Raw genomic sequence first — 11,984 nt, 5'->3', positions numbered from 1 at the left:
AGGAGATCCGCAGGGCCAGCGCTTCGCGCGCTCCTGTCATGCGTTCCTCCGTTCTCTTGTTGTTACCGCTTATGACACGGCGGCACCGGCCGCGGCAGGCCGTCTGGCGCAGATCACGGTGCAGCCCGGACATGTTGACAATCCCGCTGCCTGCGTCAAGTTCGGCAGACCGCCGCGACGGCCAAGACGATGGCAGACAATGGCAAAAGACCAAGAAAGCATGCGCGGCCGAAGGGAGAACGCAATGCCGATTGCGGAGCAACAGACCTCGTCCGAGGCGGCGCAGACCTCCAGTGACAAGAGCTGGCACGGCATCGTCCTGCAAACCCTGAAGCGGAACGAGATCAGCCTCGTCCCTTACGTGCCCGACCGCGTGCTGACGCCGCTGATTAAGAACCTGCACGCCGATCCCTTCTTCACCACCTTTGCCACTGCCCGCGAGGAGGAGGCCGTCGGCATCGTCTCGGGCGCCTGGATGGGCGGACGGCGCGGCGCGGTGCTGATGCAGACCTCGGGCTTTGCGACGCTCGCCAACGTGTTGGCCTCGCTCGCGGTGCCCTACCAGATTCCGCTGATCATGTTCGTGTCCGAGCGCGGCACGCTCGGCGAGTTCAACTACGGCCAGGCACTGGTCTGCCGCACCATGCGTCCGGTGCTGGATTCGCTGGCGCTGGAGCATCACACCATCACCCGGCTCGACGAGCTCGAATTCATTGCCGACCGTTCGATCAAGCAGGCCGTCACGACGCAGGCGCCGGTCGCGCTGATCCTCAACCCACTGCTCACGGGCGGCAAGGTGTTCGACAAGTGAGGCCGGCCCAAATGAATACAGACGTGCGCAACACCAAAGTGATGAACCGCTTCGACGTCACCTCGCGCCTGATCGCGAAACTCGAGCACCAGGAAGCCGTGATCGGCGGCATCGGCAACACCAATTTCGACCTCTGGGCCGCCGGCCACCGTCCGCAGAATTTCTACATGCTCGGCAGCATGGGGCTCGCCTTCCCGATCGGGCTGGGCGTGGCGCTGGCGCAGCCGGACCGGCGCGTCTTTGCGCTCGAAGGCGACGGCTCGCTGCTGATGCAGCTCGGCGCGCTCTCGACGATTGCAGCGTTGAAGCCGAAGAACCTCGTGATGATCGTGATGGACAACGGCATCTACCAGATCACCGGCGCGCAGCCGACACCGGCCGCGAACGTGGCTGACATCGTCGCCATCGCGACCGGCTCCGGGCTTGCCAACAGCGCCTGGGCCGCGGACGAGGAGGATTTCGAGCGTCTGGTCGAGGAAGCCATGTCGGCTGGCGAGCCGAGCCTGATCGCCGTTCGTATCGATGACAAGCCCGGCGTCGGCGCCACTCGACGCGATCCCGTACAAATCCGGGAACGCTTCATGCACGGCCTTGGCGTGCGCGAGCCACTTTAACGTTTCGTCATTAACTACACGGCGATCTGATCCTGGCGCCTCGGCAGGCTGCTGCAATCCGTGCTAAGCGGTTCGGATGTCCATTTTGGTTCGCTCCTCTGCCTGGCTGCTTGCCGCCGCCGTCGCCTTTGCAACCCTCGGCCCGCCGGGTCTGCGGCCCCATTCCGACCTCGGCCAGGACGGCGAACATGCCCTCGCCTTCGTCCTGGTGGGACTAGCCTTCGGCGTCGCCTATCCGCGCCGCCGCCTGTCGGCCGCAGCGATCGCCGTGGTGCTGATCGGCCTGCTCGAACTGATGCAATTCTGGGCACCGGGACGGCATGCGCGGCTGGAGGACTTTCTGGTCGATGCCGGCACCACCTGCATCGGCTTCGCGCTCGCGGCCGTCGCCGATTGGGTTGTAACGCGGTTTCGCGCAAGCTCGGCCCTCTCGAGCCAAGGCCCCGCGGAGTGACGCTCCGCAGAGCCCGTGTCTTCAAAGCTCACGCTCCGAGCGATCAGTCGATGATCTTGACGACGCGGCGCGTGCGCGGCTCCACGATCACGCGGCGATCGTTCACGACCGCATAGCGATATTCGGTGTAGTTCGGCACGGGCCGCAGCACCACGGTCGGCGGCAATGGCTCGCCGACCACGACGCGCTCGTGAACCACGACAGAATCATCGCGCGGAATTCCGCCGAGGATCGCATTCGGGATTTCCAGACCAGCGCCGACCGCCGCACCGACGGTACCGCCGACCATCGCGCCGACCGGACCGCCGATGTCGCCGCCCGCGCGTGCACCGTTCCTGGCGCCTTCTTCGGTCGTCGACTGAGCAAAGGCCGCACTCGACGCCAGCAGCGACGCGGCAGCCAACGAAATCGCAAGACGGGTTTTCATGTGCTTATGTCTCCAGTGATTATTGTGCGCCTTCAACCGCGGGGCCGGATCATTGTTCCGGTTCCCGCCGGATCTAGGCAGAACTAGAAGTGGAGACTGTTACCCGGTAACAGTTCAGGCTGCGGCGATCTCGTGCCCCGCCATCAGTTCCAGCGCGCGCACCATCGCCGAATGATCCCAGCCCTTGCCGCCATGCGCGGTGCAGGACGAGAACAATTGCTGCGCCACTGCCGTGCTCGGCAGCGACAGGCCGAGCGCGCGGGCGCCTTCAAGCGCGAGGTTGAGATCCTTCTGGTGCAGCTCGATGCGGAAGCCGGGATCGAAATTGCGCTTCACCATGCGCTCGCCATGCACTTCGAGAATCCGCGAAGACGCAAAGCCGCCCATCAGGGCCTGCCGCACCAGCGCCGGATCCGCACCGGCTTTCGACGCGAACAGCAGCGCTTCGCTGACCGCCTCGATCGTCAACGCGACGATGATCTGGTTGGCGACCTTCGTCGTCTGGCCGTCGCCATTGGCGCCGACGCGGGTGACATTCTTTCCCATCCTGTCGAAGATCGGCTTCATGGTGTTGAAGGCGCGCTCGGGGCCACCGACCATGATGGTGAGGCTTGCCGCCTTGGCACCGACCTCCCCGCCTGACACCGGTGCGTCGAGATAATCCGCGCCGAGCGCCTCGATCTTCTTCGCAAACTCCTTGGTCGCCAGCGGCGAGATCGAGCTCATGTCGACCACGATCTTGCCCTTGGAAATGCCGCCCGCGACGCCGTCCTTGCCGAACAGCACGGCCTCCACATGCGGCGTATCCGGCACCATGATGATGACCGCATCCGCCTCCTCTGCCACGTGCTTGCTTGACTTGCAGTCAACGCCGCCGACGGCGATCAGCTCGGGTGCGACCGGCCCGACATCATGCAGGAGAACGCGATGGCCTGCGGCCAGAAGATGGCCGGCCATCGGCCGTCCCATGGTGCCAAGTCCGATAAAGCCGATGTCGATCATGGTATGATTTCTCTCAGTTGAATTAGCGAAGTTTCCGCGCGCTCGGTGCACCTCGCCCGCTTGCGGGAGAGGTCGGCACGTCCGGGCGATGCGAAGCATCGTCCCGCGTGCCGGGTGAGGGTTCTATCCTCTTGGGGATTTCCAACGCGTATGAACGGGTCCCATCGTGGAGATACCCTCACCCCAGCCCTCTCCCGCAGGCGGGAGAGGGAGCGCACCGTCGCGGTGGCTACGATCTTACGTCTCAAACGTCTGCGCGGCGTGCCAGGACAGGCCTTCCAGCGTCGTGGTGCGCGGCTTGTATTCGCAACCGATCCAGCCGCGATAGCCGATCGCGTCGAGATGGCGGAACAGGAAGGGATAGTTGATCTCGCCGGTGCCGGGCTCGTGGCGGCCGGGATTGTCGGCGAGCTGGATGTGCGCGATCTGCGGCAGATATTCCTGCATGGTACGGGCGAGATCGCCCTCCATGATCTGCATGTGATAGATGTCATACTGGACGAACAGATTGTTGGAGCGCACCTCGGAGATCAGCTGCACGGCCTGCTCGGTGCCGTTGAGAAAGAAGCCGGGAATGTCGAGCGTATTGATCGGCTCGACCAGAAGCTTGATGTTCTCGCGCGCCAGGGTCGAAGCCGCAAAGCGCAGATTCCCGACCAGCGTTTCGTTGAGCTCGCGCGGGTCGGCATCGACAGGCGCGATGCCGACGAGACAGTTGAGCTGCTCGCAATCGAGCGCCTTGGCATAGTCGATGGCGCGAAACACGCCGTCCCTGAACTCGCTGATACGATCAGGCAGGATCGCGATGCCGCGCTCGCCTGCCGCCCAATTGCCGGCCGGCAGATTATGCAGCACCTGTGTCAGCCCATGGCTGTCGAGTTGCTCGCGTAGCTGCGCCTTGTCGAATTCATAGGGAAAGAGGTACTCGACCCCGCCGAAGCCCGCTGCTTTGGCCGCTGCGAAGCGGTCCACGAACGGCATTTCGTTGAAGAGCATGGTGAGGTTGGCTGCGAATTTCGGCATGACGCTATCTCCCTATTCCGCCGGCTGCAGCACGCCGGGCCGCGCGGTCGCGACCTCGTCGAGCGGCAGATCCAGCACCTCCTCGAATTCGACGATGTTGTCGATCTCGGTGCCCATCGCGATGTTGGTGACACGTTCGAGGATAAACTCGACTACGACAGGCACGCGGTGCTTCGCGATCAATTCGCGCGCAGTCGCGAACGCGGCCTGCGAGTCCTTGGGGTCGGTGACGCGGATCGCCTTACAGCCGAGCCCTTCGGCGACGGCGACGTGATCGACGCCGTAGCCGCCGAGCTCCGGCGCGTTGATGTTCTCAAAGGAGAGCTGGACGTGATAGTCCATGTCGAAGCCGCGCTGGGCCTGGCGGATCAGGCCAAGATAGGAATTGTTCACGACGACGTGGATGTAGGGCAGATTGAATTGCGCCCCGACCGCGAGCTCCTCGATCAGGAACTGAAAGTCGTAATCTCCCGAAAGCGCGACGATATCGCGATCCGGACACGCCGCGCGCACGCCGAGCGCCGCGGGCAGCGTCCAGCCGAGCGGCCCCGCCTGCCCGGCATTGATCCAGTTGCGCGGCTTGTAGACGCCCAGGAACTGTGCGCCGGCGATTTGCGACAGGCCGATCACGGAGACGTAGCAGGTGTCACGGCCAAACGCCTTGGACATCTCCTCGTAGACGCGCTGCGGCTTGATCGGGACGTTGTCGAAATGGCTCTTGCGCAACATTGTCTTCTTCCGGTCGCGGCAGGAAGCGGGCCACGCCTGACGCTCACGCAACCTGCCTGACCGGCGCCACTCTCTGGCGACGGCGACGAACAGTTCGAGAGCGGCCTTCGCGTCCGAGACGATGCCCAGATCGGGATTGAACACGCGCCCGATTTGCGTCGGCTCGATGTCGACATGCACGAAGGTGCGCCCCTTGGTGTAGGTCTCGACCGAGCCGGTGTGGCGGTTGGCCCAGCGGTTGCCGATGCCGAGCACGAAATCGGATTCGAGCATGGTGGCATTGCCGTAACGATGGCTGGTCTGAAGACCGACCATGCCGGCCATCAACACGTGGTCGTCGGGAATAGCCCCCCACCCCATCAGCGTCGGCACGACCGGCACGTTAGCGATCTCGGCGAATTCCACCAGCAAATCCGAGGCGTCGGCATTGATCACGCCGCCGCCTGCCACGATCAGCGGCCGTTCAGCCGCATTGAGCATCTCCAGCGCTTTCTCGACTTGCTTGCGCGTGGCGGTAGGCTTGTAGACCGGCAGCGGCTCATAGGTCTCGTCGTCGAACTCGATCTCGGCGAGTTGCACGTCGAGCGGTATGTCGATCAGCACCGGTCCCGGCCTCCCTGAGCGCATCACATGAAACGCCTGGCTGAACACGCGCGGCACCAGCGCGGGCTCGCGCACCGTCACCGCCCATTTGGTCACGGGCTTTGCGATCGATTCGATGTCGACGGCCTGGAAATCCTCCTTGTAGAGCCGCGCGCGCGGCGCCTGCCCGGTGATACAGAGGATCGGGATGGAATCGGCGATCGCCGAATAGAGCCCGGTGATCATGTCGGTGCCCGCCGGCCCCGAGGTTCCGATGCAGACGCCGATGTTGCCCGCTTTGGCCCGAGTATAGCCCTCGGCCATGTGCGAGGCCCCCTCGACATGGCGCGCCAGGATGTGGCGGATTGAGCCGCGCTTCTTCAGCGCCGAGTAGAGCGGATTGATCGCGGCCCCGGGAACGCCGAAGGCGGTCGAGATGCCTTCCTTCTCCAGAATTCGCACGGCAGCATCGATGGCTCGCATCTTCGCCATATCGGACCTCGCTCGGTTGTGTTGGCTCGAGCGAGATCATCGGGCGCGCGGGTGCGGCACTCAACGAGATCGATTTTATTTTCCACGATGCGGCAACCGCGGAAAAATCGCGGCAGCTTCAGTCAGTTAAGTCGAGACACGCGTGAAAGCGCTCACTCGAACAACGGCGCCAGTTCCATCTGCGGCACCAGCACGAGGCCCTTGTCGGTGATGCGAATTTCCGGAATGACCGATAGCGGAATCAGATTGAAACCCATGTAGGGGATGGTGCAGCCGGCTTCCGCCCATTCCTTCTTCAGCGCCTTGACCTCTTCGGCCACTTCAGTAACGCGCTTGTCGGACAGCAGACCGGCGATCGGCAGCGCTACCAGCGCCCTCACCTCGCCCTCGGCGACGAGGCAGACGGCGCCCTGTTGCTTCTTGATGGCGGCCACCGCGACCTGCATGTCGGCCTCGTTGGTGCCGGCAACGATGATGTTGTGGCTGTCGTGCCCGACGCTGGAGGCGACCGCGCCGCGCTTGAGGCCAAAGTCCTTCAACAGGCCATAGGCGACATTGCCGGCCGATTTGCCATGGCGCTCGACCACCGTGACAAAGCACAGGCCGTAGCGCGCAAACAATTCCGGCCAATCCTTGGCCGGCTCGATCGCGATCTTCTCATGGATCAGCGTGATGCCGGGCAACGCGGTCTTGATGGCGTTGACGGTGCAGGCCTTCGCCGGCAGCTCCGGCGTCAGCTTCAGCTTCTCCGGCAGCTTCACAGTCGCGTAGGCCGCCTGCGGGTATTGATATCGCTGCGACAATGCCTGATCGAGCCGCGGCGTGATCTTGCGGTTCTCGACCACCAGTTCACCGCCATACCAGGTCGATTGCGGCTTGAGATTATCGTCCATCAGCACGAGATCGGCGCGACGGCCGCCGCCGAGCCCGCCGATATCGCTGTCCATATTGAAGCGCGTCGCGCCATGCAGCGAGCCCATCGACCAGGCCTGCTCCGGCGACATCCCTGCCTTCACGGCTTCGCGCACCACCCAATCGAGCCCAAACAGCAGGAGATCGTCGGCATCGCGATCGTCGGTGCACACGGCCGTGCGCTTGTGCGAAGCTCCGAGCTCTGTGATGGTCCGGATCGCCTGCGGCAGCGAGTGCCACGGCGTGGTCGGCGGTCCCCCGCGCAGGAACACCCAGACGCCGGCATCGAGCAAATCGTCGGCGATGTCGCGGTCGATCGCCTCATGGGTGTCGGTCACGCCGCTCGCCGCATAGGCCGCGACGAATTCGCGGCCGTAGACATGGCCGGACACAGGTCGCCCGCGCTTCAGGGCGGCGGCGAGGATGGCGTGGCTGCGCTCATCGCCCATGGTCACAGGCACAAAGTCCATCTTCTCGCCGAGCGCCACAGCTTCGGGCCAACGGTCGAACAGGCCGGCGATCTTGTCGGGCGTCAGATCGCCACCCGCGGTCTCGAGTGCGGCTGAGGTGGCCGGCACCGTGCTTGGCACGGTCAAAAAGATCGACAACGGTGCTTCGCGTGCGTCCTCCAGCATCGCTTCGACGCCGGCGACGTCCATGACGTTGCCGATCTCGTGGCTGTCGCAGAAGATCGTGGTGGTGCCGTTGAGCAGGGCGGCCTCGGCATAGGCGCAGGCCGTCACCATCGAGGATTCGATGTGGATGTGCGGATCAACCAGGCCCGGCGCGACAATGCCGCCAGCCGCGTCGTAAACCGGCACGTTGCTGAAGACTTTCTTCGCAGCACCGGCCGGCTTCACCGCAGCAACGCGGCCGCCGGTGATCCAGACCTCGCGGCTCGCGTGGATACGCTCCGAATAGGTCGAGAGCACCCGCGCGCCGGTGACGACGAGATCCGGCGCGAGACGCGCCGAGGCCACATCGGCGAGACGCCGGGTCATCGAATGCAACGGTGCGACGGCGAAGCGGGTAAGTCTGGTCATCGGACCCTCGCGTGGCGTTATGGCCCTGCGATGGTTACGCCCTGCGCCAGACCGGGCAAGCGCAAATATAACGGCACGCCCTGCTTACGCTTTAGGCGGCGAAGCGCCTGCCGCCCCCGACCTCACGGGTCGGCGCGAGTTCCGTCGTCTCGGGGCCGCTGCGGCAGCGGGTTTGACCCGAATCCGCATCGACCTCCCGTTCTGCTCGTCGATCTCGAACGCATTCGTCTTGCGTACGAGGTCACTCAGTTTGCGGAAGCCGAACGTTCTCGGATCGAAATCGGACGCGAGATTGGCGAGCTGGCGGCCGACTTCTCCAAGTGTCACCCAGCCGTCCTCGCTCTCCATCTGGGTGATGACCTTCTTGATGATGGGAGTTGCGGCATCGAGCGGCTGAAGCGAGGTCGATCGCGAGGCGGCGTCCTGGGTGTTCGCCGGGGCGGCCAGCAGGTTCTCCGTGTAGACGAACCTTCGGCAGGCTTGCCGAAAACTTTCCGGCGTTTTGTGCTCGCCGAACCCAAAGACATCAACGCCCTGCTCCCGGATCCGGGCGGCGAGACGGGTAAAATCGCTGTCCGACGACACCAGGCAAAAGCCGTCGAACCGGCCGCTGTGAAGCAGGTCCATCGCGTCGATGACCAGGGTGATGTCGGACGCATTCTTTCCCGTTGTGTAGGCGAACTGCTGCTGCGGGATGATGGCGTGTTTGGACAGGATGTCGGCCCACCCCCTGGACCGCGCATTGGAGAAATCGCCGTAGATGCGGCGAACGCTGGCCTCGCCGATCTTGGCAATCTCCTCGAACAGTCCATCGGCGATCTTTGCCGAAGCGTTGTCCGCGTCGATCAGGACAGCGAGACGGGGCGAACGGAGCTCTGACGGCATGACTTTTCCCACGAGATGAACATAGCATTACAAAACACTCGCGTCGGGATGGCTAGTCCTCGTTCGCCTTGAAGCGTCCCATCCCTTTCAGCACGAAGGGTGCCAGCAGCGCGATCAACGCCAGCGCAAGCAGCGTCGCCGAGATCGGGCTCTGGAGCAGCGTCATGGGATCACCGAGACTGATCGCGAGCGCGCGCCGCAGCTGGCTCTCGGCGATCGGGCCGAGGATCAGGCCGACGACGACGGGCGCGATCGGAAAATCGAACCGCCGCATCAGAAAGCCGAGCACGCCGAAGCCGGCCAGCATCGACAGTTCGACCACGGACGGCTTTGCGGCGATGGTGCCCATGGTCGCGAACACGAGGATGCCGGCATAGAGCCACGGCTGCGGGATCGCCAGCAGCCGCACCCACAGGCCAACCAGCGGCAGATTGAGCACCAGCAGCATGCAATTGGCGATGAACAGGCTCGCGATCAGGCCCCACACGAGGTCGGGCCGCTCGGCGAACAGCAGTGGCCCCGGGTTGAGGCCGTATTGCTGAAAGCCCGCCAGCATCATCGCGGCCGTCGCCGAGGTCGGCAATCCCAGCGTCAGGAGCGGCACCAGCGTGCCCGCAGCCGAAGCGTTGTTGGCGGCCTCCGGTCCCGCGACGCCTTCGATCGCGCCCTTGCCGAATTCTTCCGGGTATTTGGTCAGCCGCTTCTCGCAGGAATAGGACAAAAAGGTCGGGATCTCCGCGCCGCCGGCGGGCAGCGCACCGATCGGGAAGCCGAACATGGTGCCGCGCAGCCACGGCTTCCACGATCGCTTCCAGTCTTCCTTGGTCATCCACAGCGAGCCGCGCACCGGCTCGAGCTTCTCCTCGGTGTGGTGGCGGCGCGATGCGACGTAGAGCGCCTCACCCACCGCGAACAGGCCGACCGCGAGCGTCGTCACCTCGACGCCGTCGAGCAGCTCGGGCACGCCGAACGCAAGCCGCGCCTGCCCCGTCAGCTTGTCGATGCCGACGAGCCCCAACGTCAGACCAATGAACAGGCTGGTCAGGCCGCGGATCGGAGAATCGCCGAAGGTTGCCGACACCGTGACGAAGGCGACGCACATCAGCGCGAAATAATCCTCCGGGCCAAAGCGCACGGCGAAATCGACCAGCCATGGCGCGAGAAAGGCAAGCCCGATGGTCGCGATGGTGCCCGCGACGAAGGAGCCGATCGCGGAGGTCGCGAGCGCCGGCCCGCCGCGGCCGGCCTTGGCCATCTTGTTGCCTTCGAGCGCCGTCGCCATCGAGGCGCTCTCGCCGGGCGTGTTGATCAGGATGGCGGTGGTCGATCCGCCATACATGCCGCCGTAGTAGATGCCGGCAAACATGATCAGCGAACCGCCGGGATCGAGCTTGTACGTGACCGGCAGCAGCAGCGCGACCGTCAACGCTGGGCCGATGCCGGGCAGCACGCCCACGGCGGTGCCGAGGAACACGCCGATCAGGGCGTAGAGGAGATTCATCGGCTGGACGGCGACCGCCATGCCATGCGCCAACGCGGCGAAGGTGTCCATCACAGCAGTCGCTCCAGGGGGCCGGCGGGAAGGCTCAACGTCAACAACCGGTCGAACGCGAGGTAAATGAGGGTCGACATCACGAGAGCGATGGCAGAATCGACCAGGACGGCCCGGCGCCCAAATGCCGCCGAGGTCGTGACGAACAGCGCCGACGTCGCCAGGATGAAGCCGCCGCCGAAGCCGATGATGCCGATCAGCAGCGCAAGGCCCGCGAGGATCAAGACCACAGGCACGGGATCGGCGCTCTCGCGCGCCGGCAAATGACCGCGCAGCGCGTCGATGAAATTGCCGATCGCGAGCAGCGCGAGGCCGGAGGCGATCACGACCGGCATGGCTTCCGGCCCCATCCCGTACATCGTGGTCGATTGCAGGCCGCGCGCGTCCCAGACCAGTACCGCGGCAAGTAGCGCGAGCGACGCGGCGATGACGATGCCGGCGCGATCGACGCGCCGCGGTGGCTGAACGGGATCGCCCGTGGTCATGACTTGACCAGGCCGACTGATCTCAGCACGTCAGTCACACGTACCGTTTCCTTCTTCAGGAAGTCGGCGAAGGCGTCGCCGCCGAGATAGGCATCCTCCCAGCCCTTCTGCTTGAGGATGTCTTTCCAGGCGTCCGACTTCACCATCTTCTCGACCGCGTCGCTCAGCGTCTTGCGCTGCTCCGGCGTGATTCCGGGAGGAGCGACCACCGAACGCCAGTTGGCGATCACGAGGTCGATGCCCTGCTCCTTGAAGGTCGGAATGTCGCTCCCTGGGATGCGTTTTTCCGAGGTCACGCCGATCGCGCGCAGCTTGCCGGACTTGATTTGCCCGTCATATTCGCTGAGGCCCGAAATGCCCGCGGTGACCTTCGCGCCGAGAATGGCGGCGAGCGACTCGCCGCCGCCCGAGAACGGGATGTAGTTGATCTTCTTCGCGTCGGCGCCAACGGCGCCGGCGAACAATGCCGCCATCACATGATCGACGCCGCCGGCTGAGCCGCCGGCGAAGGTCACCTTGGCGATGTCGGCCTTCACGGCTGCGGCCAGATCCTGCGCGGTCTTGATCGGCGAATTCGCCGGCACCACGATCACCTGGATTTCCTCGGTGAGGCGCGCGATCGGCGTCACCTGCTCGAGCGTGACGGGTGATTTGTTCATGGCGAGCGCGCCCACCATGACGAAGCCGTTGACCATCAGCTGGTTGCCGTCACCCTTGGCGCCGTTGACGAACTGCGCAATGCCGACGCTGCCGCCGGCGCCGGGAACGTTGGTGACCTGCACGCTGCGCGCAACGCCCGCTGCAACCAGCGCCTGCTGCATCGAGCGCGCGGTCTGGTCCCAGCCACCGCCCGGCGCCGCCGGTGCCATCAGCTTGAGCTCGAGCTGCTGGGCAAAGGCCGGCGTGGCTGCCGCAAGGGTCAGCGCGACGGCTGCGCCGACGAGGCGCGCGGAAAGTTGAAACATGGGGACGT

The 11,984-nt window shown here is 64.8% G+C and carries 12 protein-coding genes; 3 read left to right on the top strand and 9 right to left on the bottom strand.

Annotation, left to right across the window (positions count from 1 at the left end):
- The first annotated feature begins 244 nt into the window (after positions 1 to 244).
- From AC0L3S_RS00850 to AC0L3S_RS00840, 3 genes are all read left to right on the top strand, one after another.
- Positions 245 to 811 carry a thiamine pyrophosphate-binding protein gene (locus AC0L3S_RS00850; RefSeq protein WP_473277777.1) on the top strand — a complete coding sequence of 189 codons (567 nt, stop codon included), beginning with the start codon at positions 245 to 247 and terminating at the stop codon, positions 809 to 811.
- Positions 812 to 822: 11 nt separating this feature from the next.
- Positions 823 to 1,425 carry a thiamine pyrophosphate-dependent enzyme gene (locus AC0L3S_RS00845; protein ID WP_473277776.1) on the top strand — a complete coding sequence of 201 codons (603 nt, stop codon included), beginning with the start codon at positions 823 to 825 and terminating at the stop codon, positions 1,423 to 1,425.
- 76 nt (positions 1,426 to 1,501) lie between these two features.
- The gene (locus AC0L3S_RS00840) at positions 1,502 to 1,879 is read left to right on the top strand and encodes a VanZ family protein (protein WP_473277775.1); all 378 of its coding nucleotides are present in this window, start codon (positions 1,502 to 1,504) and stop codon (positions 1,877 to 1,879) included.
- A gap of 43 nt (positions 1,880 to 1,922) precedes the next feature.
- Here the strand turns inward: AC0L3S_RS00840 and AC0L3S_RS00835 are convergent, their stop codons facing one another.
- From AC0L3S_RS00835 to AC0L3S_RS00795, 9 genes are all read right to left on the bottom strand, one after another.
- Complete coding sequence (locus AC0L3S_RS00835) at positions 1,923 to 2,306, bottom strand: DUF1236 domain-containing protein (RefSeq protein ID WP_007593296.1); 384 nt, start codon at positions 2,304 to 2,306, stop codon at positions 1,923 to 1,925.
- 114 nt (positions 2,307 to 2,420) lie between these two features.
- On the bottom strand, positions 2,421 to 3,308 hold the full coding sequence (locus AC0L3S_RS00830; RefSeq protein WP_473277774.1) for a 2-hydroxy-3-oxopropionate reductase: 888 nt from the start codon (positions 3,306 to 3,308) through the stop codon (positions 2,421 to 2,423).
- A gap of 237 nt (positions 3,309 to 3,545) precedes the next feature.
- Entirely contained in the window at positions 3,546 to 4,331 is a 786-nt protein-coding gene (hyi, locus tag AC0L3S_RS00825) for a hydroxypyruvate isomerase (protein WP_473263213.1), read from the bottom strand.
- A 12-nt stretch (positions 4,332 to 4,343) separates the two neighbouring features.
- Positions 4,344 to 6,134, bottom strand: coding sequence for a glyoxylate carboligase (gene gcl, locus AC0L3S_RS00820; RefSeq protein ID WP_473277773.1), 1,791 nt, complete (start codon positions 6,132 to 6,134; stop codon positions 4,344 to 4,346).
- Positions 6,135 to 6,286: 152 nt separating this feature from the next.
- Positions 6,287 to 8,089, bottom strand: coding sequence for an adenine deaminase (locus tag AC0L3S_RS00815; protein ID WP_473277772.1), 1,803 nt, complete (start codon positions 8,087 to 8,089; stop codon positions 6,287 to 6,289).
- Positions 8,090 to 8,173: 84 nt separating this feature from the next.
- Entirely contained in the window at positions 8,174 to 8,974 is an 801-nt protein-coding gene (locus AC0L3S_RS00810) for an NYN domain-containing protein (protein WP_473263210.1), read from the bottom strand.
- Positions 8,975 to 9,026: 52 nt separating this feature from the next.
- Positions 9,027 to 10,526 (bottom strand): tripartite tricarboxylate transporter permease, encoded by a 1,500-nt coding sequence (locus AC0L3S_RS00805; protein WP_027517005.1) that lies wholly within the window; start codon positions 10,524 to 10,526, stop codon positions 9,027 to 9,029.
- Entirely contained in the window at positions 10,526 to 11,011 is a 486-nt protein-coding gene (locus AC0L3S_RS00800) for a tripartite tricarboxylate transporter TctB family protein (RefSeq protein ID WP_473277771.1), read from the bottom strand. Before AC0L3S_RS00800 ends, AC0L3S_RS00805 begins: the two co-directional genes overlap by 1 nt.
- A complete protein-coding gene (locus tag AC0L3S_RS00795; RefSeq protein ID WP_473277770.1) occupies positions 11,008 to 11,976 on the bottom strand; it encodes a Bug family tripartite tricarboxylate transporter substrate binding protein in 969 nt (322 codons plus the stop codon). The genes AC0L3S_RS00800 and AC0L3S_RS00795 overlap by 4 nt, the downstream gene beginning before the upstream one ends.
- Positions 11,977 to 11,984: the final 8 nt, after the last annotated feature.

The organism is Bradyrhizobium sp. Ken01, from assembly GCF_055807355.1.
This window is presented reverse-complemented; position numbering and strand designations above follow the sequence as displayed.